Origin of the sequence: Ruminococcus flavefaciens ND2009, from assembly GCF_000621785.1 — a bacterium.
GTDB classification, from domain to species: Bacteria; Bacillota; Clostridia; order Oscillospirales; family Ruminococcaceae; genus Ruminococcus; species Ruminococcus flavefaciens_C.
In genome coordinates this window covers 183,507-206,608 of record NZ_JHXI01000007.1, presented here as the reverse complement: position 1 = coordinate 206,608, position 23,102 = coordinate 183,507, and the positions used below count along the sequence as shown (strand labels likewise).

Annotated in this window: 25 protein-coding genes and 1 other annotated feature; of the genes, 23 read left to right on the top strand and 2 right to left on the bottom strand. The window is 52.3% G+C overall.

Going from position 1 to position 23,102, the window contains the following annotated elements; translation table 11 throughout:
* Positions 1-4: 4 nt before the first annotated feature.
* From T488_RS20040 to T488_RS0100990, 11 genes are all read left to right on the top strand, one after another.
* A complete protein-coding gene (locus T488_RS20040; RefSeq protein ID WP_028519186.1) occupies positions 5-607 on the top strand; it encodes a S1 RNA-binding domain-containing protein in 603 nt (200 codons plus the stop codon).
* Between the two features lie 131 nt (positions 608-738).
* Complete coding sequence (locus T488_RS0101035; RefSeq protein ID WP_028519185.1) at positions 739-1,539, top strand: hypothetical protein; 801 nt, start codon at positions 739-741, stop codon at positions 1,537-1,539.
* A gap of 13 nt (positions 1,540-1,552) precedes the next feature.
* Positions 1,553-3,079 (top strand): YifB family Mg chelatase-like AAA ATPase, encoded by a 1,527-nt coding sequence (locus T488_RS0101030; protein WP_028519184.1) that lies wholly within the window; start codon positions 1,553-1,555, stop codon positions 3,077-3,079.
* A gap of 118 nt (positions 3,080-3,197) precedes the next feature.
* The gene (locus tag T488_RS0101025) at positions 3,198-4,355 is read left to right on the top strand and encodes an FtsW/RodA/SpoVE family cell cycle protein (RefSeq protein ID WP_028519183.1); all 1,158 of its coding nucleotides are present in this window, start codon (positions 3,198-3,200) and stop codon (positions 4,353-4,355) included.
* Between the two features lie 473 nt (positions 4,356-4,828).
* Positions 4,829-5,107, top strand: a complete 279-nt coding sequence (locus T488_RS0101020; protein WP_028519182.1) for a hypothetical protein — start codon at positions 4,829-4,831, stop codon at positions 5,105-5,107.
* A 19-nt stretch (positions 5,108-5,126) separates the two neighbouring features.
* Positions 5,127-5,411: a hypothetical protein gene (locus T488_RS0101015; RefSeq protein WP_028519181.1), complete on the top strand. Its 285-nt coding sequence runs from the start codon at positions 5,127-5,129 to the stop codon at positions 5,409-5,411.
* A 185-nt stretch (positions 5,412-5,596) separates the two neighbouring features.
* Positions 5,597-6,454: a dockerin type I repeat-containing protein gene (locus T488_RS0101010; protein WP_028519180.1), complete on the top strand. Its 858-nt coding sequence runs from the start codon at positions 5,597-5,599 to the stop codon at positions 6,452-6,454.
* A 1-nt stretch (position 6,455) separates the two neighbouring features.
* Positions 6,456-7,529: a radical SAM/SPASM domain-containing protein gene (locus T488_RS0101005; RefSeq protein WP_028519179.1), complete on the top strand. Its 1,074-nt coding sequence runs from the start codon at positions 6,456-6,458 to the stop codon at positions 7,527-7,529.
* 192 nt (positions 7,530-7,721) lie between these two features.
* Entirely contained in the window at positions 7,722-8,732 is a 1,011-nt protein-coding gene (locus tag T488_RS0101000) for a M42 family metallopeptidase (RefSeq protein WP_028519178.1), read from the top strand.
* A 2-nt stretch (positions 8,733-8,734) separates the two neighbouring features.
* Positions 8,735-9,739 (top strand): M42 family metallopeptidase, encoded by a 1,005-nt coding sequence (locus T488_RS0100995; protein WP_028519177.1) that lies wholly within the window; start codon positions 8,735-8,737, stop codon positions 9,737-9,739.
* Positions 9,736-10,536 carry an N-acetyltransferase gene (locus T488_RS0100990; RefSeq protein ID WP_028519176.1) on the top strand — a complete coding sequence of 267 codons (801 nt, stop codon included), beginning with the start codon at positions 9,736-9,738 and terminating at the stop codon, positions 10,534-10,536. Before T488_RS0100995 ends, T488_RS0100990 begins: the two co-directional genes overlap by 4 nt.
* A gap of 71 nt (positions 10,537-10,607) precedes the next feature.
* Here T488_RS0100990 and T488_RS0100985 read toward each other — a convergent pair whose 3' ends face one another.
* Together T488_RS0100985 and T488_RS0100980 are read right to left on the bottom strand one after the other, a co-directional pair.
* Positions 10,608-11,687 carry a hypothetical protein gene (locus T488_RS0100985; protein WP_028519175.1) on the bottom strand — a complete coding sequence of 360 codons (1,080 nt, stop codon included), beginning with the start codon at positions 11,685-11,687 and terminating at the stop codon, positions 10,608-10,610.
* Between the two features lie 2 nt (positions 11,688-11,689).
* A complete protein-coding gene (locus T488_RS0100980; protein WP_028519174.1) occupies positions 11,690-11,932 on the bottom strand; it encodes a hypothetical protein in 243 nt (80 codons plus the stop codon).
* 185 nt (positions 11,933-12,117) lie between these two features.
* Here T488_RS0100980 and T488_RS0100975 point away from each other — a divergent pair, with 185 nt between their 5' ends.
* The 12 genes from T488_RS0100975 (at position 12,118) to T488_RS0100920 (ending at position 23,053) form a co-directional block, all read left to right on the top strand.
* Positions 12,118-12,927, top strand: coding sequence for an amidohydrolase family protein (locus tag T488_RS0100975; protein ID WP_028519173.1), 810 nt, complete (start codon positions 12,118-12,120; stop codon positions 12,925-12,927).
* A 12-nt stretch (positions 12,928-12,939) separates the two neighbouring features.
* Complete coding sequence (locus T488_RS0100970; RefSeq protein WP_028519172.1) at positions 12,940-13,659, top strand: AlkZ-related protein; 720 nt, start codon at positions 12,940-12,942, stop codon at positions 13,657-13,659.
* A 133-nt stretch (positions 13,660-13,792) separates the two neighbouring features.
* Positions 13,793-14,206 (top strand): peptide deformylase, encoded by a 414-nt coding sequence (locus T488_RS0100965; RefSeq protein WP_028519171.1) that lies wholly within the window; start codon positions 13,793-13,795, stop codon positions 14,204-14,206.
* Between the two features lie 95 nt (positions 14,207-14,301).
* Positions 14,302-15,162, top strand: a complete 861-nt coding sequence (locus T488_RS0100960; RefSeq protein ID WP_028519170.1) for a hypothetical protein — start codon at positions 14,302-14,304, stop codon at positions 15,160-15,162.
* A gap of 67 nt (positions 15,163-15,229) precedes the next feature.
* Positions 15,230-15,487 (top strand) — a binding site (T-box leader).
* A gap of 62 nt (positions 15,488-15,549) precedes the next feature.
* Positions 15,550-17,016 carry an anthranilate synthase component I gene (gene trpE / locus T488_RS0100955; protein ID WP_028519169.1) on the top strand — a complete coding sequence of 489 codons (1,467 nt, stop codon included), beginning with the start codon at positions 15,550-15,552 and terminating at the stop codon, positions 17,014-17,016.
* A complete protein-coding gene (locus tag T488_RS0100950) occupies positions 17,013-17,579 on the top strand; it encodes an anthranilate synthase component II (protein ID WP_028519168.1) in 567 nt (188 codons plus the stop codon). Before trpE ends, T488_RS0100950 begins: the two co-directional genes overlap by 4 nt.
* A 37-nt stretch (positions 17,580-17,616) precedes the next feature.
* Positions 17,617-18,399: a class I SAM-dependent methyltransferase gene (locus tag T488_RS0100945; protein ID WP_051536141.1), complete on the top strand. Its 783-nt coding sequence runs from the start codon at positions 17,617-17,619 to the stop codon at positions 18,397-18,399.
* Positions 18,400-18,420: 21 nt separating this feature from the next.
* Entirely contained in the window at positions 18,421-19,611 is a 1,191-nt protein-coding gene (gene trpB / locus T488_RS0100940; protein ID WP_028519166.1) for a tryptophan synthase subunit beta, read from the top strand.
* Positions 19,604-20,380, top strand: coding sequence for a tryptophan synthase subunit alpha (gene trpA / locus T488_RS0100935; protein WP_028519165.1), 777 nt, complete (start codon positions 19,604-19,606; stop codon positions 20,378-20,380). The genes trpB and trpA overlap by 8 nt, the downstream gene beginning before the upstream one ends.
* A gap of 258 nt (positions 20,381-20,638) precedes the next feature.
* Positions 20,639-21,658: an anthranilate phosphoribosyltransferase gene (gene trpD, locus T488_RS0100930; protein WP_028519164.1), complete on the top strand. Its 1,020-nt coding sequence runs from the start codon at positions 20,639-20,641 to the stop codon at positions 21,656-21,658.
* Between the two features lie 8 nt (positions 21,659-21,666).
* Positions 21,667-22,452: an indole-3-glycerol phosphate synthase TrpC gene (gene trpC / locus T488_RS0100925; RefSeq protein WP_028519163.1), complete on the top strand. Its 786-nt coding sequence runs from the start codon at positions 21,667-21,669 to the stop codon at positions 22,450-22,452.
* The gene (locus T488_RS0100920) at positions 22,445-23,053 is read left to right on the top strand and encodes a phosphoribosylanthranilate isomerase (protein WP_028519162.1); all 609 of its coding nucleotides are present in this window, start codon (positions 22,445-22,447) and stop codon (positions 23,051-23,053) included. Before trpC ends, T488_RS0100920 begins: the two co-directional genes overlap by 8 nt.
* Positions 23,054-23,102 lie beyond the last annotated feature (49 nt).

The following is a 23,102-nucleotide window of genomic DNA, read 5'->3' as shown; positions in this document are numbered from 1 at the left end:
AAGTATGCAGCTGGAAATAGGTAAGATCTACAATGGCAAGGTCAAGGGTATAACACAGTACGGAGCTTTCGTCGATATTGACGGCGGAGGTACGGGAATGGTGCATATTTCCGAGATCGCCAATACATACGTAAGCGACATCCGCGAGCACCTCACCGAGGAGCAGGAGGTCCAGGTCAAGGTGATCGGCATCAACGAGCAGGGAAAGGTGAGCCTTTCCATAAAGAAGGTGTCGGACAACGGCGACTCTCAGCCCCGTCAGAGACGCTTTGACAAGGGTCAGGGCAGACCCGACCGCGGCTTTGACAAAGGCGACAGGGGTGCAGACAGGGGTGCAGACAGAGGTGCAGACAGAGGCTACGACAGGGGTGCCGACAGGGGTGCAGACAGAGGCGACAGGAATGCCGACAGAGGTGACCGCTCAGATAAGGGCGGAGACCGCGGTGAGCGCCGCAGCAAGCCCAATATCTGGGAGCCCAAGAAGCAGATCCCTCAGTCTGAAATGACCTTCGAGGACATGATGTCACGCTTCAAGCAGACCAGTGAGGAGCGTATGTGCGACCTCAAGCGCAGTACCGACAGAAAGAACGGTACCAGAAGAAAGTAATAAAGAGCCGTCCGCAAGGGCGGCTTTTCTGCTGCCCTGCTGTAAGCCTCGTCACCCTCTGCAAACCTCTTTACATCAGGAGAAAAAAGTGGTATAATAATATAGATTATCATTTATTTGCGGAGAACATTATGGAATTCAAGAAAAACAAGGATCTGATTGAAAAGCCCGATCACCTCCATTATCCTATATGCCGCGGAAGGCTTGAAGCCATAAGACAGATCAGTGCGGATATATTAAAGGTAACTGTTGTCACAAGCGTTGTGCTTGCGGTGCTGTCCCTCGTGGGCATACCCTTCCATGTTGTGGGCTGGATACCCATGATGTTCACCATGGAAGAAATGCACATCGGTATGAACGGCGGCTTCGCTATCCTTCAGACTGTCATCTGTCTGATACCCATAGCCTTTGCGGCTTTCGGCTGTACCGAGCGCAAGATATTCGATGTTCTGCTGTTCCTGTACTATGCGCTCATGCTGATATTCTCGGTGATAATACACCTTACCCTGTTCGATGCGGTGTCGTTCCTTGTGGGACTTGTGGGAGTGCTGAGAAGCTTCCGCATACTCAAGGGCTATGCCGATTTCCAGCAGCTGAGAAAGACCGAGGGCTATCCCATATTCAGCATTACCCTTGCAGAGTATGACGACAGGAAGAAAAACAGTCCCGACGGCTATTACCGCGACCACTACGACGAGCTGGTGCGCCAGAGGCTCATGCAGCAGCGTCAGGGCTCTCAGCCTGCCGATATGAATAAAAGCGGCGGCATCATGGCTTTTTCACAGCCTCAGTCAGATGCTGCGGGAGGACTGGGCGATATGCCGGAGCTGGATATACAGAAGAAAGAGGCCATCAAAGCTGCTCCCGGCAGATTTGTCACAAAGACAGGCAAGGAGAGCACAGTTCTGTTCAGCGGCATGAAGCTGAAATAAAGGGGGATGAATTATGTTTGCAAAGGTATCAAGTCTTGGACTTTTCGGGCTCAATGCCTTTCCCGTTGACGTTGAGATAGACATCAGCCGCGGAAATCCCGTTTTTGAGATAGTGGGACTTCCCGATACCGTCGTGAAGGAGAGCCGCGAGCGTATCCGCGCTGCACTGCGCTCATGCAGCATAAGCTTTCCCGTGGCGTCGGTGATGATAAACCTTGCCCCCGCAGACACCAAAAAGAGCGGCTCCGTCCATGATATGGCAATATTTATGGCGATACTCCGCGCAATGCGCATGATAAGCGAGGACACCGACGGCTGCTCATTCATAGGAGAAATATCCCTCAACGGCGATATACGCCGTATAAACGGCGTCCTTCCCATGGTCATGCTGGCAAGGGAGACAGGCATAAAGTCTGTGTTCGTGCCTGCGGAGAACGCCCGGGAAGCCTCCGTTATCGAGGGTGTTGAGGTCTATGCAGTCAGCAGCGCAGAGGAGCTTATCCGCCATTTCAGAGGGGAGGAGAAGCTCTCGCCCTGTCCGAGGTATATCCCTCCCGAGGCTGCCTACAACGAGCCCCTGGACTTTTCCGACGTAAGAGGACAGCAGTTCGCGAAAAAGGCTCTGGAGATAGCTGCGGCAGGCGGTCACAATGCCCTGCTCATAGGTTCTCCCGGAAGCGGAAAGAGTATGCTTGCCAAGCGTATGCCCTCCATACTTCCGCCCCTGACCTTCGAGGAAGCTCTTGAGACCACAAAAATACATTCCATCTCGGGATTACTTACTCCCGAAATGCCCATAATAACCAAAAGACCCTTCCGCTCGCCCCACCACACCATCTCATCGGCAGGACTTGCAGGCGGCGGAACAGTTCCCCACCCGGGAGAGGTGTCCCTGGCTCACAATGGACTGCTGTTCCTGGACGAGCTTGCGGAGTTTGACCGCAAGACCCTTGAGATACTCCGCCAGCCCCTTGAGGACAGAAAGGTGACTATCGCAAGAGCCTCGGGCACGGTGACCTATCCCTGCACCATTATGCTCATAGGCGCCATGAACCCATGTCCCTGCGGCTACTACGGTCACCCCAAGCGGAAGTGTATATGCCCGAAAAACAAGGTAACGGGCTATCTCTCAAAGATCTCGGGACCTCTGCTGGACCGCTTTGACCTTCATATCGAGGTGGCTCCCGTAGAGTTCGGCGACCTTTCCTCAAAGACCAAGGAGGAGAGCTCCGCAGAGATAAGAAAGCGAGTCGTCGCGGCGAGAGCCATTCAGGAGGAGCGCTTCAAGGGCACGGGCATAACCTGCAACGCCCTTATCACTCCCGATAAGCTCCAGGAGCTCTGTCCCATGGACGACGCTGCTGAGACTCTGATGAAGAATGTTTTCGACAGGCTGGGACTCAGTGCCCGAGCTTACGACCGCATACTGAAAGTATCAAGAACTATCGCAGACATAGACGGCTCCGAGGTAATAAGGAAGAACCATGTGGCAGCTGCCGCACAGTTCCGCAGTCTTGACCGCAAATACTGGACTGAATGAGAGATCAGTGATAAGTTTTTAGTGATTAGTGCTTAGTATAGGCGGCGTTCCGGACTTACATGACAAAATACAGCCTGAGACAACCAAAACGAAAGAAAGATAAAACAAAGGAGAAACAATGAAATCGGCATTCAAAAAACTGCCCTCGGGCAAGCACAGCATAGACGCAGGACTGCTTTTCGCGGTCACACTCTGCGCTGCAATAAGTACACTGCTGATATATTCCATCACCCACAACAAGGTGCTTGAGACCGTGGGCTCCAGCTACTGGAAGACCCAGGCTTTCTCAATGGTCGCGGGAGTTGTGGCGGCAGTGATAATCTCGTTCATCGACTACCGCAAGCTGGTAAAGCTATGGGTCATCTTCGTGCCCTTGTCCCTGGGACTTATGGCGCTGACATTTACATCCCTGGGCTATCGGCGAGAGGGTGCCGATGACCAGGCATGGCTGAATCTGGGCTTTATACAGTTCCAGCCCTCTGAGGTGCTGAAAATGGCGTTCATACTCACCTTCGCCCACCACCTTTCAAGGGACGAGGAGGAGATGAACAAGCCCCTCCATATGCTGCTGATAATCATTCACGGCATGATACCTCTCGGTATCGTCGGATTGCAGGGCGACTACGGAACGGCTATCGTATTCGCGGCTATATTCGCATTCATGATATGCTCCGCAAAGATCTCCTGGAAGTATCTTGTGGCAGCCCCCTTCATCATTGCTGCGGGAGCGGCGGCAATGTGGTTTTTTGCACTGAGCGAGTTCCACAAGAAGCGTATCCTCATACTTTTCCACCCCGGCACAGACCCCGAGTACATCGAGTACCAGCAGGATCTGGGACTTGCGGCGCTGAAATCGGGCGGAGTCTTCGGAAAGGGACTCTTCGGCAAGCCCGATGACTACATCACCGTTCCCGAGATACACAACGACTTCATCTTCACTTATGCAGGACAGGTCTTCGGCTTTGTGGGCTCTATCGGACTCATAATAATCCTTGCCTATGTGTGCCTGAAGATATTCGGCGACAGCCGCGTCTGCCGCGACCATCTGGGCAAGTTCATCTGCATGGGTGCCTTCGGACTTATCTTCTCCCACTGTATCATGAATATAGGCATGGTACTGAAGGTAGCTCCTGTTATCGGTGTTCCGCTGCCCTTCCTCAGTGCGGGCGGTACGGCTATGATAAGTATGTACGGTATCATAGGACTTGTGCTCAGCACATACAGTCACCGCGCCGTGAACTACAACGTCTTTTACGATGAGGACGAGGACGAATAATACGGAAGTTCTGCCCCTGAGCGCTGAAAAGCACCCGGGGGCATTTTTTTAGTAAGGTAAATCATAATTTATCGTAATACTTTGCGGCAACTATGAATGGGATTCCAAAGGGACTGTGTTCCTTTGGCAGAGTTCAGAGGCAGCGCCTCTGGCGGGGGTCAAGGGGCAGAGCCCCTTATTACGTCAGGCGCCTCGCAAGGGGTGAATCCAAAAACAGTCCGGTGGACTGTTTTTGGAGAGGGGACGCCTTGTAAGAGAAGGCGTCCCCTAGTTGAGCGATGATAGTCGCCACTATAATACGAATTTTGTGGGACGTCGAGGACGCCGTCCCCTACATAATGCTAAATTTTGATTTACATTAGTACCCAATATAACACTATGCACTGATCACTAACCTCTGCTAACTATTTTCGGTTGACAAATTCCCGTATAGGTAGTACAATAAAGGTATACCATATAGTGGAGGTGTTTGTATGAAAAAGAACAGAAAAACTGCTCTTATGGCAGCTGTGCTCACAGGTGCGGTAATGCTCACGGGCTGCGATCCCGGAAGCGATGATGTACAGGACGTTTACGGTCCGCCTGTTACGGAAAATTCTTCCGCCGCCTACACGGTCCCTGCCGTATACGGACCGCCGCCCACTGATGAATTCGCTACAGACCCCATCGCTCAGCCCGACATCACAGGATATGCCCCCGAACATGACAGCGTTCAGCTGGTATACGGTCCGCCTGAGTCATTCAATAACTGACACAAAGGAGGGAACAGCCATGAAGAAGCTGAAAGCCGCTTTTATTGCGGCTCTGCTTGCGGGAACGGTCTGTCTTTGCGGCTGTGAGCTTCCAAGACGCGATGGCAGCATTGATGATGTATATGATCCTCTCGCGGCAGAGGAAGCTGAGCCTTCCCATGAGTCCGATACCGACGATCAGCGCGGACGGGCGATAAAGGGCTTCCGCGACATGATAGCGGACAAGTACGGCGAGGCTGATAACAGCGGCGAAAACAGCGAAGGATCGTCTGTTTATGATACGCCCGAACCGTTCGTGGAGTAATACTGCACAAATATGGCTTTGCGGCTTTGTGCAGGTATACAAAGTTGATGAGAAAGCGAAAAAACTACGCTCATTTACGACATTTATTTAATAGCACTGTGGAACTGTGACAGCCGACCTTATATAAAGATCACTTGCTAAATCGGCTGTCACGCCATAGATACATCGAAGGGAGTGTTTTTACTATGAAAAAAACTTTACGTACTGTCGTTACCGCTGCAATGTTCGCAGCAGCAAATATGTCAGCTATCCCTGCAGCAGCAGGTGAGAGCCCGGCTGTCCCCGACCTCAGAAACGACGTTGAGAGAGAGGCTTACAGAAATTTTGCACCTGTGTACGGACCCGGTCCTACATATCCAATAACTACCACAACTACTGATCTTGAGGAGTTCTTTACAACTACGACTACCACTGATTATCCTGTTCCTGTTTACGGAACTACCGCTCCGAGAACTACCACAACTACAATAGATCATGAGGATGACCCCTTCTATACTACAACTACTACCTCAGACCTTGAGGAGTTCTTCATGACTACCACAACTGCGCCTCAGCCCGTTTACGGACCTCCTATCCAGGACTGGGTGGGCGATGTGAACCTTGACGGCTCAGTTGACAGCTTTGACGTTCTCTCGGTAAGAAAGATGCTGGTAAAGGGCACCGAGAATTACGGCGAGGAGTATAAAGAGGCTTACTACGGCGACTTGAACAATGACGGCAAGCTCACTATCGCCGATCTTCTCCTGCTCCAGAAGTACGTTCTGGGCAAGGTAACAAAGCAGGAGCTCCAGGATCAGTTCCACTACTGGTATGGAAGCCATAATGTGGAGATCGAGAAGATAGAGCCCCCTGTTCCCGTAACAGAGCCTGAGGACGATCCTGTTGTCACCACAACAACTACATATGATCCCCGTCAGGACATCGTTGTTACTCTTTACGGCATTGCTCCTGTTGATAGTATAAAGGGCGACATCAGATTTGACAGAAACGGCAGCGACACCACCGAGACACTGCCTCAGGATACTACGGGTCAGGAGAAGTAATATGCTTGATGTTGCAATGAAGCGCTCTCATCTTGAGCAGATGAGGGACTACAGAAAAAGACTTATGGTAAAGCCTCAGCTCCGCAACCTCTTTCTGGAGCTGACTCTGCGCTGCAACGAGAGATGTATGCACTGCGGAAGCCACTGCGGCGAGGTCTTCTCCGATGAGCTCACCGTTGAACAGTACCGCACCTTCTTACAGCAGGTCAAGGAGGATATGTCCACCAAGGGCAAAATGCTGGACATCACAGGCGGAGAGCCCCTTCTCAGGAAGGAATTCTTCGACATCATGGGCGCCGCTCATGAGCTGGGCTTCAGCTGGGGCATGACCAGCAATGCTACACTCATCGATGACAGCGTTGCAAAGGACCTGAAAAAGGTGGGTATCGGTACTATCTCCGTAAGTATAGACGGTCTTGAGCAGACTCACGATGAGTTCAGAAGGACTCCCGGAGGCTACAGAAAGGCTATGAACGGTATCGAGTCACTTATCCGTTACGGCGGTCTTGAGCACGTTCAGGTGACTACCGTTGTAACACATAAGAATATCGGCGAGCTGGACGAGCTCTTCAAGATATTCAACGATATGGACATCGACTCCTGGAGAGTTATCAATATGGAGCCCATGGGACGTGCCAAGGAGCACCCCGAGCTCATCCTCACCAAGGAGGACTATCAGACCATGTTCGAGTTCATCAGGAACAAGAGGATGCAGGGCGAGCCTGTCACATACGGCTGCAGCCACTACCTGGGCATGGAGTATGAGCGCGAGGTAAGAGACTGGTATTACCTCTGCACAGCAGGTCTCTACACAGCAAGTATCTGCGCAAACGGCGATATAGTTGCCTGTCTTGACATTGAGCGCAGACCCGAATTCGTTCAGGGAAATGTTCTCCGCGACCGCTTCAGCGAGGTCTGGGAGAATAAGTTCCGGGTGTTCAGACGTGACCTTTCGGACGATAACGAGGTCTGTTCAAAGTGCGACCAGAAGGATTTCTGCCACGGCGACGCATATCACAGCTGGGACTTCGACAACAACCGTCCCCAGGTCTGTTTCAAGGACATTCTTTTCTGACAGCGATAATAATTCTTTTCTTTCAGATAAAGGTAAGGGAGCCTGTGGGCTCCCTTGCTTTTTTGCTGCCCGTTATTTCGTCCCAAAGGATAAAACCGCATAAATTATACCTAAAGGCTATTGAAAAACCTGTACCTTTCTGCTATAATATATAGTGACCTGTTATATTCTGAAACGAAAGGAGTTTATGCAATGGATCTGAAAAACACCATCATTCAGCTTGCCGAAGCAGCGGGAGCTTCGGGAAGCGAGGATGACGCCGCAGAGCTTGCTCTGGCAATGCTCCGTGAATACTGCCCCGACGCAGCTGTATCCGGCGGAAATGTCATCGGAAGCTTAGGCGTCCACAGGGAAGGCAGACCTAAACTGGTCCTCGATGCCCATATTGACCAGGTGGGATTTGCCGTTACCGCCATCACCGATGAGGGCTTCATCAAGGTGGGGAACATCGGAGGTCTGGACCGCAGACTTCTCCCCGCACAGCCCGTTGTCATTCACGGAAAAAGCGACATAAAGGGAGTTATATGCTCTGTTCCGCCCCATCTTACCAGCGGAAGTGCTCCCGTTCCCGAGATAAGCGATATTGCCATCGACACGGGAATGTCAAAGAATGAGCTGGAGCAGACTGTCTCACTGGGCGACAGCATCACCTTCGACGCTGCCTGCCGCGACCTCCTTGGAAGCCGTATCACAGGCGGTGCCCTGGACGACCGCTGCGGAGTTGCCTGCCTGCTCTATACCCTTGAGCTGCTGAAAGGGCAGGAGACTGCCTACAATGTCACCGTTATCTTCTCCGTTCAGGAGGAGGTGGGGGAGCGCGGTGCCAAGACAGGAGCCTTCACTATAGACCCCGATATTGCACTGGCTGTGGACGTGAGCTTTGCCTATGCCATAGGCGAGGACGAGAGCAAGTGCGGCTATCTGGGAGGCGGTCCCATGATAGGAGTTTCGCCTTCGCTGTCCCGTGAGATAAGCGACAGCCTTATGGCAGCTGCCGAGGCTGCGGAAATACCCTATCAGACCGAGGTCATGTGCGGACTTACCTCCACCAACGCCGACCGCTATGCAGTCAGCCGCGGCGGTGCAAAGGCGTGCACTGTCTCCATTCCTCTCCGCAATATGCACACTCCCGTTGAGGTCATAGACCTTACCGATGTGGAGCTTACCGCAAAGCTGCTTGCGGAATTCATCAAGGAGGGCTGAACATGAAGGAGCTTCTGAAAGAATTATGCCTTATCGACGGTATATCGGGCGATGAGGGAGCTGTCCGCGACTACATAATCAGCAGGGTCAAGGACTATTGCCAGTACAGCGTGGATGACCTCGGCAACCTTATCTGCTTCCGCAAGGGAAGAAAGTCCCCCAAGAAAAAACTGATGATATGCGCCCACATGGACGAGGTGGGCTTCATGGTAACATATATCCGCTCAGACGGCACTCTCCGCTTTGACTGCGTGGGCGGCATTGACCCCTCTGTCATCATCGGCAGACGTGTCCGCGTGGGAAAGGACCGTATCAGCGGCGTTATCGGCTCTACTGCCGTACATAACCTGAGCAGGGAGCAGCGCGAAAAGGCTCCCTCAGTGGACAGCCTCTACATCGACATCGGCGCCGCAAGCAAGGAGGAGGCTGAAAAGCACGTCTTCCTCGGGGACTGCGTTTACTATGACTCGGAGTTTACCGACCTGGGCGAGCACTGCGTCAAGTCAAAGGCTATCGACGACCGTGCGGGCTGCGCTATAATGATAAAGCTCATGCAGGAAAAGCCCGACTATGATACATATTTCGTATTCAACGTCCAGGAGGAGATAGGTCTCCGCGGCTCGGCGGTGTCCTCATTCTCCGTGGCTCCAGACTTTGCCATAGTGCTGGAAGCTACCACTGCTGCGGATATTGACGGCGTCACAGGCGAAAAGAGAGTCTGCGAGCTGGGCAGAGGTCCCGTTGTGTCCTTCATGGACAGGCGAACCATCTACGACAAGGAGCTTTATAAGCTTGCCTTCGACCTCGCGACCTGTCAGACCAAGACCATGATAGCAGGCGGCAATGACGCAGGCGCTATACATATAAGCGGAAAGGGAGTCCGCACCATATCCGTGTCTGTGCCTTGCAGATACCTCCATTCTCCCTCATCTGTCATTGATATGTCAGACCTCATAAGCTCCTATAAGCTTGTGAAAAATCTTTCAAAAAGGATACCTTTACTATGATAACACTTATCGAACATGAATACGAGCTTGACCGCGTACTGCTGAACAAAACGCTGTCCGGCAAGAAAATGCTCGCCTATATGAGAGCCTACGGTCCGAATTATGAATTCTGCCGTTTTTACAAGATAACTGACGAAACAGGCGTGGGCTTCATGTTCATCATAAATTCTACACTGATAATCTGCGGCGACGGCAACCTTGAGCCCAATCAGGAGATAGACCTGTTCGTAAGCATGAATGTGCCCTTCCGTATAGAGGGCGACCAGAAGATACTTGAGGGCATTACTATCCCCGAGAGGTATCAGGTGCTGAACCGTACTATCTTTGAGCTTATCCCCGATGATACGCCCCTTGAGGCTATCGAGGAGCACGTTGAGTTCAACCCCAATCTCCCCGATGTGTACAAGATACTCAGCGAGGGATTTCCAAATATCGCGGATTTCTCACTGTGGTACACCGATACCTCACACCGCTGCCGCCACGGTATAAGCAGAGTTTTTACCTATCGCAACTCCACAACGGCTTCGGCAGTTTTCGACATCGGAAGCACCGTCCTCATCGGTCAGGTGGCTACAAATAAGGCTGCCCGGGGCAGAGGCTACGCAAGGGAGTTCCTCAAGTGGCTGGCGAAGTTCTTCAACGGGCTGGGCAAGAGAGCCTATCTGCTGGCACTGGACGTCAGAGTCAGCTTCTATAAGGAGATAGGCTTCCGCGTTGCAGGAAGAGAGATAGTTCTTGAGCGTATCGACATCGAAAAGGACAGCGCTGCAAAGGGACGCCTTGAGGACAGAAGCTGAATCAAGCAGCTTCGCAGAAACTTTCTGAAAATTATTCCGGAAAAGCCCGTGAGCTGTCACGGGCTTTTTTCTTATGTTCCGATGTACTTTATATACATCTCCGAGGGCTGTATATCGGTGTCGGCGGTGATGATATTGGCGCCGCTGTAGGTGGGGATAGTGGTATGTGTGGTGGTGAAGCTTACAGTATCATTTTCGCCCAGAGGCTCTGTGCCAAGGTCTATCGATATGGCTGTGGACTGTCCTCCGCAGCTTATAGTCAGCGGCAGTGTCACCTTGTAGGGCTCCCAGGCAGTCACTCCCGAATAGGTGCCGTCGTCAAAGGGCTGAGCAACAACGGAAGCATCTGTGATATAGAAGCGGAAATAGAAATCGTGTCGGTCTGAATAATACCAATAAAGCTTGGTTATCATGCCGATCTCCGTCTCTTCGGCAAGAGTAAAGGGTATCTCCTCATGGAAGAATGCAGGACCATAATTAGCATCGTAATTTGCGAACAGTACATCTTCTCCGGGAGTGTTGTACCTGGTCTTAACATTACGATGTATCAAAATGGTGCCGGTTGAGGTTAATAAATCTACTGTTGCGTAACTATCATAGTTTGTCCGACGATTATATACGTCCCGAAAATCCCCGTTTTCTCCATTAATCATGACAAGTTCACAATGTAATTTATAAGAACCGGCGGACAACGTCGTTTTCCACTGGGCGTTGTTAAACTGCGGCGGATAAAGATGATTTGTCCGCTCATCAATTGCCCAGTCATTGACTGTTCCTCCCGGTTCCATGCCTATCCACTGCTGATATGCTCCCGTGTGCGGTGTCCCGGGAGGTATGGACGGAGCGTTGTCATACAAACTTTGCGGGAAGAATTCGACAGTGATGTTACCGAGATAATTGGGGTCAAGGGAGCCGTTGCTGAGCCCGTCGCTCTGAGCATATTCTCTCTGTGGAAGCAGGTTCACGCCTGTTTTGCCCACTCCTCCCGGGGCACCTTTAATGCGCCAGTCCAGAAGCGATGTGCCGTCGGAGACAAAGCGCAGGGGAAGTGCTCCCGTGCGCTCACGCTCTCCGATAGGACTGACGAAAAGCCGTGTGAAAAGGTCCTCCGCCAAGCCCGTCTTACGGGCTTTCAGTCTCTCATAGAGCATGGTCATTCCTCCTCGGAGGGATCGTATTCGTCGCCTGTGGTCTGGTTTATCCATGTGCCCTCAGAGGTCAGACCGTAAAGGTCTCCCGTGGTTATCTCCCAGGCGAGAGTGCCCTGTGAGAGCACCCTGCCGCTGATACCGCCGGGGAGGGGGAGGTCAGTCTTTTCGTCCACGGCAAGCTCTGCCACAACTACCGACCTCTCGTTTTCAAAGCTGCGGAATCTCTCCTTTAAAATAGTTACCATTATGGTTCCTCCTTTTTATATTTTTTGAAAGCGCTTTCATAAGTAGTCCGTAAAGGGGGTGTTTTAAACGGGAAACCGTTGTATATCACAGAAAGTTTACAAAATATTTTTTGCTCCTCCCCGTTTGACAAACTTTGTGATATGGAGTATAATATTCTGTGAATCTGTAATTAGGAGATGTAAGAATGAATCCAGAGGTATACGGAAAATATGAGATAATCGACGCTCATTCGCATATTTTCCCCGAAAAGATAGCGGAGACAGCTACTGTCAGTATCGGACATTTCTATGACATACCAATGAATAATCACGGCTTCAGCGAGAAGCTCATTGAGGCAGGAAGTAAGATAGGGGTAACAAAATATCTGGTCTGCTCTACTGCCACCACACCGAAGCAGACAAATAATATAAATCACTTCATCGCTCAGGAATGCGAAAAGCACTCATGCTTCTACGGCTTCGGCACCACTCACCCCGATTCCTCAGACCTTGAGGGGGATATCGAGCAGATAATCTCACTGGGACTTCACGGCGTGAAGCTCCACCCCGATTTCCAGAAGTTCAATGCGGATTCTCCCGAGGCTTTCAGGATATATGAGCTTATCGAGGGCAGACTGCCCCTGCTCATACACTGCGGCGATGCAAGATACGATTACTCTGCGCCCCACCGCATCAAGAAGATAAACGAGAATTTCCCCAGGCTTCAGCTTCTGGCTGCCCATCTCGGCGGCTATCAGCAGTGGGACGAGGCTGAAAAGACCTTAGCAGGTCTGGAGAATGTCAGGTTCGATGTAAGCAGCTCCCTGGCATTCATAACTCCCGAAAAGGCTGCCCGTATCGTCAGAAAGTACGGTATCGAGAACTGCTTCTTCGGCTCGGATTTCCCCATGTGGAGCCACGAGGACGAGCTCATGCGCTTCCTGCAGCTGGGCTTCACCGAGGAGGAAAATCAGAAGATACTTGCAACTAATTTCAAGGAGTTTCTCGGACTCTGAGGAGGGCTCTGAATGATAACCGATAACGGCGAGTGGGTAATGCTGGGGACCTCCCTGCGTGACCCCAACAGGCTCAGAAATGTTGATGACCTTGTCAGCTTCGTGGAAAAAGTGGGCTTTGTGCCCCTTTTCAGCAACAATATCGAGGACTTCTCCGTGGAGGAGCACTGCGCATCAAAGTCCTGGTGGACGGGCAATGCTGCCACAGATCCCTGGGAGTGGAGAGCCGCTGCGGCGGCAGGAGGCAGAGTGGCTTACGGCAAGTTTTTCGGCGGCAAGGCGGGGTTCATCTCAGCGGAATGGCTGCCCTGTTTCGCCAACTACCGCAGGGACGGCTATGACTTCGACAGTCTCTCGGACGAGGGGCTGGCAGGACGCCGTGAGACTAAGATAATGGAGCTGTTTGACAGCCATGAGGAGCTTTTCTCTTTTGAGGCAAAGGAGCTGGGAGGCTTCGGAAAGCGCGGAGAAAAGAACTTCCAGGGAATTATGACACAGCTTCAGATGAAGACCTATCTCGTTGTCAGGGACTTCCGCTACAGGCGCAACAAGCGGGGCGAGGAGTACGGCATGAGCGTGGCGGTGTATACTCCTCCGGAGAGAATATTCGGCTATGATACGGTCAGCGCCGCTTATTCCGAGGAGCCTGCGGCTTCCCGTGAGAGGATAGTAAAAAGGCTCATGGAGCTCTATCCCCATGCCTCTGAGAAAAATATAAACAAGCTCATCTGAGCGGAACTTGCGGCAGTGAGCTTAAATTTATGAAAAAGATACCGAGTCTGAAATAATGGCTCGGTAATTTTGTTCGGCGATGCAGCAGGTGGGGCTCCCTTCCGCTTTTTGTATTTATAGAAAGGAAAACACTATGGTAAAGGATATTGTAAGAGATGAAAAGGTCCTCGGAATAAAGTCTGAGCCTGCCACAAGGGCGGATATGCAGACTGTCAGGGACCTTCTGGACACGGTGCAGGCTAACTCCGAAAGGTGCGTGGGCATGGCTGCAAATATGATAGGAGTCCACAAGACTATCCTTGTGGCGCTCATCGGCGAGGAGTATATCGCTATGATAAATCCCCGTATCGTGGACAAGTCAAAGGAGACCTATGACACCGAGGAGGGTTGCCTTTCCCTGAGCGGTGTGCGCCCCGTCACACGTTTCCGCACTATAGCCGTGGAGTACCTGGATAAGAAGTTCAAGCGCCGCCGCGGTATCTTCCGCGACTATGAGGCGGAGATAATCCAGCACGAAATGGACCACTTTGAGGGGAAGATAATCTGAATTCACAAAAAGTGCCGTTCCTTCATATAATGCAGCGAGGGAGGGAAGTCTCCCTCCCTTAGTACGGCGGTCTTCCGCCATATGGAGGAATTACTATGGCAACTTTCTATAATCAGGCTACACTGTCCTATAACGGCACTGTGGCAAGCTCAAATATAACCGCAGGCGAGATACTTGAGGTGCTCTCGGTCTCCAAGACTGCGGTGCCCGACACCTATTCACAGGGGAGCGACAACGTGTTCATCATCAGTATCGTCAACACAGGCTCTTCCTGCTATAGCGGTCTTACGGTAACCGACGACCTGGGCGAGTACAGCTTCGGCGAGGAGGGCGGCACTGCTGTGCCCCTGACCTACAGGGAGGGCAGCCTTGTTTACTATGTGAACGGCGTTCAGCAGCCTTCACCTGCGGTGACCTTCATGTCGCCCCTTACGGTCACAGGCATAAATGTGCCCGCAGGAGGTAATGCCACACTTGTTTACGCCGTCGAGACCAACGAATTTGCTCCCATGGGCGCAGATGCGGTAATAACTAATACCGCAACAGTCAGCGGAACAGGCTTTGAGGCTGTGACGGCTTCTGCCGATATAGCCTACGGCGAGGGCATTGACCTTGCTATCAGCAAGTCACTCAGCCCTGCGGCTGTTGAGGAGAACGGCGAGGTGACCTATACCTTCATTATCCAGAACTTCGGCTCCGTTCCCGCAGAGGCAGCTGACAATGTCATCTTCAGTGACACCTTCACTCCCGCTCTCAGAGGCATTACTGCGGAGTTCAACGGAGCGGCATGGACCTCGGGTACTGACTACGCCTACGATCCCGATAACGGCGTATTTACCAGCCTTGACGGCGTGATAACCGTTCCTGCGGCTCAGTTCATTCAGGACGAGACCACAGGCGAGTGGAGCACTCAGGCAGGTATCAGCACCCTCATCATCAGAGGCAGGCTGTCCTGAAAGTTAAATGAAAAAAATTTCTAAACCTACTTGACAAGTGTGTGTTGTGGTGCTATAATAGGAAAAAATCAAACCGATGACGCGGAGATAAAGTTAATTATGATTCCACAGAGAGCCTGCGGTGCTGAGAGTCAGGCGAAACACAGATTAGCAAATGGACCGCCGAGGGTGCAGTCAAATGAGTGAAGCGCGATATTTCGCCGCTCAGAGTATTCTGCAACGTTATGATGTGCGTTAATCATCAGGGATATGATAGTATCCTGTAAAGTGCACGGCTATGCCGTGAATCAAGGTGGTACCGCGGATAGAATTATTCGTCCTTGACAGATCATATTGGTCTGTCAGGGACTTTTTTATTTGCCCTGACAGGTCACGGAGGTGCTTTTTATGAAGTTTTTACCCGAGCTCAGCAAGGTCAGAGAGCTGGCAGACTGCGGAAAATATGACATTGTTCCCGTAAGCTGCGAGATACTCTCGGACATCTGTACTCCCATCGAGGCGATAATGATACTGAAAAACGTCTCGAACCACTGCTATATGCTGGAATCCGTTGCGGAGAAGGAGAAGTGGGGAAGATATACATTCCTCGGCTTCGACCCCAAGCTCCAGATAACAGCCGCAGGCAATGACCTCACTATCGGCGACGTAAAAATGACTTCAGATGATCCGTCAGTTCAGATAAGACAGATACTTTCAAAATACAGGAGCCCTAAATTCGACTACCTTCCTCCCTTCACAGGCGGTCTGGCAGGATATTTCTCCTACGATTTCCTCGCCTATTCGGAAAAGACCCTCCGCACCGATGTAAGCGATACGGAGAACTTCAAGGACGTTGATCTCATGCTTTTCGACAAGGTCATCGCCTTCGACAACTTCCGCCAGAAGCTTATCCTCATCGCCAACATGAGACTGGAAGAGGGAGAGGCAGGCTACAACAAGGCTAAGCTGGAGCTCCGCCACATGGCTGACCTCCTCAGACGCGGGGAGCGAGTAAAGGAGCCTGCAGGCAGGCTCACAAGCGAGGTCACAGCCCTGTTCAGCAAGGAGCAGTACTGCGATATGGTGGAAAAGGCTAAGGGACATATCCGCGAGGGCGACATCTTCCAGATAGTCCTCTCAAACCGCCTCAGCGCAGGCTTTGAGGGAAGTCTCCTCAATACATACAGAGTGCTGAGAACTATCAATCCTTCGCCCTATATGTTCTATTTCTCGGGGACCGATGTGGAGATAGCAGGCGCTTCTCCCGAGACCCTGGTAAAGCTGGAGGACGGCGTTCTCCACACCTTCCCACTGGCAGGCACCCGTCCCAGAGGCAAGACCGACAAGGAGGACAAGGCTCTTGAGGCTGACCTGCTGGCGGACGGGAAGGAGCTTGCGGAGCATAATATGCTTGTTGACCTGGGCAGAAATGACCTTGGCAAGATAAGCAGATTCGGCTCCGTTCAGGTGGAAAAGCTCCACAGCATAGAGCGCTATTCCCACGTTATGCACATCGGCTCTACGGTACGGGGCGAGATAAGGGAGGAGTTCGACGGCTTTGATGCCGTAAGCGCTGTGCTCCCCGCAGGAACTCTCTCGGGAGCTCCCAAGATTCGCGCCTGTCAGCTCATCGCTGAGCTTGAAAACAACAAGCGCGGCATCTACGGCGGCGCTATCGGCTACATCGACTTCACAGGCAATCTTGATACCTGTATCGCTATCCGTATCGCCTACAAGAAGAACGGCAAGGTCTTCGTGAGAAGCGGAGCAGGCATAGTTGCGGACTCTGTTCCCGAAAAGGAGTATCAGGAGTGCATAAACAAGGCGGCGGCTGTGGTCAACGCCCTTAAAATGGCAGAGGAGGCGGACGAATGATTCTTCTCATTGATAATTACGACAGCTTTTCATATAATCTCTATCAGCTCATCGGTGAGATATGTCCCGATATAAAGGTGATACGCAACGACGAGATGACTGTTGCGGAGATAGAGGAGCTTGCTCCCGACAAGATAATACTCTCCCCGGGACCCGGACGTCCCGAGGACGCAGGCATTATAATCGAAGCCGCTAAGACGGTGTGCCAAAAGATACCTACCCTTGGCGTTTGCCTCGGTCATCAGGCTATATGCGCCGCCTACGGTGCAACAGTTACCTACGCCAAGGAGCTCATGCACGGCAAGCAGTCCGTTATCAGCTTCATGAACGACTGCCCTCTGTTCAGGGGAATAGACGAGGGCGCTCCCGTGGCGAGATACCATTCCCTTGCGGCAGACGCGGCTACACTGCCCGATTGTCTGGAGGTCACAGCTCTTGCCGATGACGGCGAGGTCATGGCGGTCCAGCACAGGGAATACCCCATATACGGCGTTCAGTTCCACCCCGAGTCCATCATGACTCCCGACGGAAGGATAATGCTGAAAAACTTTATTGAGCTTTGAATTATTCATTGCCGCAATAAAAAACGAGGTGACAGCTATGGACTATCTTGATGAATTCTACAGAAATTACGACGAGGAGGGCAGGCTCCTCTCACAGTCGGGTCAGGTGGAGTACCTGACCACCATGAAGTATATCCGCGACTGTATCGGTGACCGCAGGGACGCAAGGCTCCTTGAAGTGGGCGCAGGCACGGGACGTTACAGCGTAACCCTTGCAAAAGAGGGCTTTGATGTAACGGCGGTGGAGCTGGTGGAGCATAATCTGGAAAAGCTCCGCGCAAAGCTGGACGGTACAGAGCCCATAAGGACTTTGCAGGGAAACGCCCTTGACCTTTCGGAGCTTTCGGATAACAGCTTCGATGTCACTCTGCTGCTGGGACCTATGTACCACCTGTTCACCCGTGAGGATATGCTCAGGGCGCTCTCAGAGGCGGTAAGGGTCACCCGAAAGGGCGGATACATACTGGCGGCATACTGCATGAACGAAGCGGCTGTGCTCCAGCACGCCTTTCTTCACGGGAACCTGAGAAGGGTACTGGAAAATGATATGCTGGCAGAGGAGTGGCACTGCAAGAGCGAACCAAAGGAGCTCTTCTCACTGGTGAGGACGGAGGAGATAGCGGCGCTGAATGCGGAACTCCCCGTTGAGAGAATAAAGCTCATAGCAACGGACGGAGCGGCTAACTACATGAGCGAATGTATCGACAGCATGGACAGCTTCACCTTTGACAAGTTCATGGAATACCACTTCGCTACTTGCGAAAGAGCCGACCTTATGGGCGCTTCAAACCATACACTTGATATACTTAGAAAAATATAAATGATAGAAAGGAAAGATATTATGTCACAGTCAAAAGGACGATTCGGCGTTCACGGCGGTCAGTACATACCCGAAACGCTGATGAATGCGGTCATAGAGCTTGAACAGGCTTACGACCACTATAAGAATGACCCGGATTTCAACCGCGAGCTCACAGAGCTCCTCAACAACTACGCAGGCAGACCTTCTCTGCTTTACCGCGCAGATAAGCTCACAAGGGAACTGGGAGGCGCTAAGATATACCTCAAGCGCGAGGACCTGAACCACACGGGCTCCCACAAGATAAACAACGTTCTCGGTCAGGCTCTCCTTGCAAAGAAAATGGGCAAGACCAGACTTATCGCCGAGACAGGTGCAGGTCAGCACGGCGTTGCAACTGCTACCGCCGCCGCTCTCCTGGATATGGAGTGCGTGGTGTTCATGGGCGAGGAGGACACCAAGCGTCAGGCTCTCAACGTTTACCGCATGAAGCTTCTGGGCGCTGACGTTATCCCCGTAAAGAGCGGTACAGCTACCCTCAAGGACGCTGTTTCCGAGGCGATGCGCGAGTGGACTTCCCGTATCACCGATACACACTACTGTCTCGGCTCGGTAATGGGTCCCCACCCATTCCCCACAATAGTACGCGATTTTCAGGCTGTTATCTCACGCGAGGCAAGAGCCCAGATACTGGAGGCTGAGGGCAGACTTCCCGACGCTGTTATTGCCTGTGTAGGCGGCGGCTCCAACGCCATCGGCAGCTTCTATCACTTCATTCCCGATGAGGGTGTCCGTCTTATCGGCTGCGAGGCGGCAGGCAGGGGTATCGACACATTCGAGACTGCCGCTACCGTCAATACGGGCAGGATAGGTATTTTCCACGGCATGAAGTCCTACTTCTGTCAGGACGAGTACGGTCAGATAGCTCCTGTTTACTCCATTTCCGCAGGTCTGGACTACCCCGGCGTAGGTCCCGAGCACGCTCATCTCCACGATATCGGCAGGGCTGAGTACGTTCCCGTTACAGATGACGAGGCGGTAAACGCCTTTGAGTACCTTTCGCGCACCGAGGGTATCATTCCCGCTATCGAGTCGGCACACGCAATTGCCTACGCTATGAAGCTGGCTCCCACTATGGACAAGGACAAAATTATCATCGTAACAGTTTCGGGACGCGGCGACAAGGACTGCGCTGCTATCGCGCGTTACAGAGGGGAGGATATATATGAGTAATATCAGAGCTGCATTTGAAAACGGAAAGGCATTCATACCGTTCATAACCTGCGGAGACCCCGACCTTGAGACCACTGCAAAGGTGGTAAGGGCGGCTGCGGAGAATGGTGCCGACCTCATCGAGCTGGGCATACCTTTCTCAGACCCCACCGCTGAGGGTCCCGTTATTCAGGGAGCGAATATCCGCGCACTGGCAGGGGGAGTGACTACGGACAAGGTTTTCGAGCTGGTGAAGGAGCTCCGCAGAGATGTGAAGATACCCTTTGTGTTCATGACATACGCCAATGTGGTGTTCTCATACGATGCTGAAAGATTTATGGCAAGATGCTGTGAATGCGGAGTTGACGGAATAATACTCCCCGACCTTCCCTTTGAGGAGAAGGAGGAGTTCTCGGCAGTGGCAAGGCAGTACGGAGTTGACCTTATATCGCTGATAGCTCCCACCTCGGAGAACCGCATAGCCATGATAGCAAAGGAGGCTGAGGGCTTTATCTACATCGTTTCAAGTCTGGGAGTTACAGGTGTGAGAAGCGAGATAACTACTAATATCGGCGACATCGTAAAGGTCATCAGGGAGAACACCAAGGTGCCTTGTGCAGTTGGATTTGGTATCTCCAAGCCCGAGCAGGCTCAGAAAATGGCTGCTCTCTCGGACGGAGCCATCGTGGGCTCCGCTATAATCCGTATACTTGAAAAGTACGGTAAGGACGCCGCTCCCTATGTGGGCGAATATGTAAAGGAAATGAAAGAAGCAGTCGATAAATCATAATTTACATTTGTAGGGGACGCCGCCCTCGGCGTCCCGCGAGATATATTACACGCCCAACGGGACGCCGAGGGCGGCGTCCCCTACATTAGCTAACGGCTAAGGGCTCAAATCATAATTTAGCGGAGCTAAATTATGATTTATATCAGCTGCAAAAGCACTCCCCGTGTCGAGGAGCAACTGCTCTTTCGCTGATACACGGACGTCTTAGCGCCGCCGCTCGCTCAGCGGCAAATTCTGATTTATAAAGGAGTTTTAACTATGATCAAGGAAGCAATAGCTAAGATCGTTGACAAGCAGGATCTGACATTCGATGAGGCATACAAGGTAATATCAGAAATCATGGCAGGGGAGACTACTCCCACACAGAATGCTGCCTTCCTATCCGCTCTTTCCACAAAAAGCACCAAGGCGGAGACTATCGACGAGATAACGGGCTGTGCTGCCGCTATGCGTGATGCAGCTATAAAGTTCGAGAATGACATGGATCTTCTCGAAATAGTCGGCACAGGCGGTGACAACGCTCACAGCTTCAACATCTCCACTACCTCCGCATTCGTTACTGCGGCTTCGGGCATAAAGGTATCGAAGCACGGCAACCGCGCTGCTTCGTCACTTTCGGGTACTGCGGACTGTCTTGAGGCTCTGGGCGCAAATATAAGCCTTGACCCCGACAAGTGCAGACAGCTTCTTGAGGACAGCGGCTTCTGCTTCTTCTTCGCGCAGAAGTACCACACCTCCATGAAGTACGTGGGACCTATCCGCAAGGAGCTGGGCTTCCGCACGGTGTTCAATATCCTGGGACCCCTGACCAATCCTGCCTGCCCCAGTCACCACCTCCTGGGCGTATATGACAGCGTCCTCCTGGGACCTGTGGCAGAGGTGCTCATGAAGCTGGGCTCAAAGAACGGCATGGTAGTCTACGGCACCGACAAGCTGGACGAGATCTCACTCAGCGCTCCCACGGCTGTATGTGAGTACAGGGACGGCTGGCTGAAGAATTACGAGATAACTCCCGAGCAGTTCGGCTTTGAGCGCTGCACCAAGGATGACCTCAAGGGCGGTACTCCCGAGGAGAATGCGGCTATAACACGCGGTATCCTTGCAAGCGACATAAAGGGACACAAGAGGAACGCTGTACTGCTCAACGCAGGCGCTGCTATTTATATTGGCGGAAAGGCTGAGTCCATGGAGGCAGGCGTTAAAAAGGCTGCGGAGCTCATCGACAGCGGTGCTGCCCTGGCTGCTATGGACAGATTTATTGCCGAGTCCAACAACTGAGGTGTGCTATGACTATTCTGGATAAGCTTGCCGTTCATGCGGCAGAACGTGTGGAGGCAGCCAAAAAAAGGCTGTCTCCCGAAGATGCAAGGCGCCTTGCTCTGGAGCTTCCAAAGGGGGAGTTTGAGTTTGAAAGGGCGCTGAAAAAAGATGACATTGCATTCATATGCGAGTGCAAGAAGGCTTCCCCCTCAAAGGGCATTATCGCCGAGGACTTTCCCTATCTGGACATCGCAAGGGAGTACGAGGCAGCAGGTGCGGACTGCATTTCCGTGCTGACTGAGCCGAAGTGGTTCCTGGGAAGCGATGAATACCTCCGTGAAATAGCCGAAAACGTGAAGATACCCTGCATCCGCAAGGACTTCACCGTGGACGAGTATATGATATACGAGGCAAAGCTCCTGGGAGCAAAGGCGGTGCTGCTCATCTGCTCCATTCTTTCGGCGCAGCAGATAAAGGAGTATATCGGCGTCTGCGATGAGCTGGGACTGTCCGCTCTCGTCGAAGCTCACGATGAGGAGGAGCTTCTCAGGGCTGTGGACTGCGGAGCCCGTATAATAGGCGTAAACAACCGCAATCTCAAGGACTTTTCCGTGGACACGGGCAACAGCCGCCGTCTCAGGGAGCTGGCTCCCGAGGAGGTGAGCTTCGTCTCGGAAAGCGGCGTCCGCACGGCTGAGGATATAAGGCTGCTCCGCGAGGCAGGGGTGAACGCTGTGCTCATCGGCGAGACTCTTATGAGGGCTGCGGACAAAAAGGCAAAGCTCAGAGAGCTGAAAGGGAAAAATGACTAAGATAAAGATGTGCGGACTTCGCCGTACTGAGGATATAGAATTCGCAAACAGGTTGAAGCCCGATTATATCGGCTATGTGTTCGCGAAAAAAAGCAAACGGTACATAACTCCCGAAAAGGCGGCGGAGCTTACAAAGCTGCTGGACGCAGATATAGTTCCTGTGGGAGTTTTCGTGGACGAGACCATGGAAAACGTTATCGCCGCCGTGAAAATGGGAGCCGTGAAAATGGTTCAGCTCCACGGCAGCGAGAGCGAGGACTTCGTATCTGAGCTGAAAAGCCTCGGTATCCCCGTAATAAAGGCGTTTCAGGTGATCTCCGCAGAGGATATTGCCGCCGCAGAGAGCTCCTGCGCGGATATGGTGCTGCTGGACTCGGGAAAGGGCTCGGGTCGGACCTTTGACTGGTCTCTCATCGGAAGTATCAGACGTCCCTACCTTCTTGCAGGGGGGATAACTGCGGAGAATGCTGCTCAGGCAATAAGGCAGCTCCGCCCATACGGAGTGGACGCAAGTTCATGCCTTGAGACCGACGGTTTCAAGGACTTTGCTAAAATGACTGCCTTTGCACAGGCGGTCAGAGAGGCAGAGGAGCAGGCTTAAAACTGTCCGTCAGTGGCGTACAAGCGTATTCACCAAAAATACAGTTGCG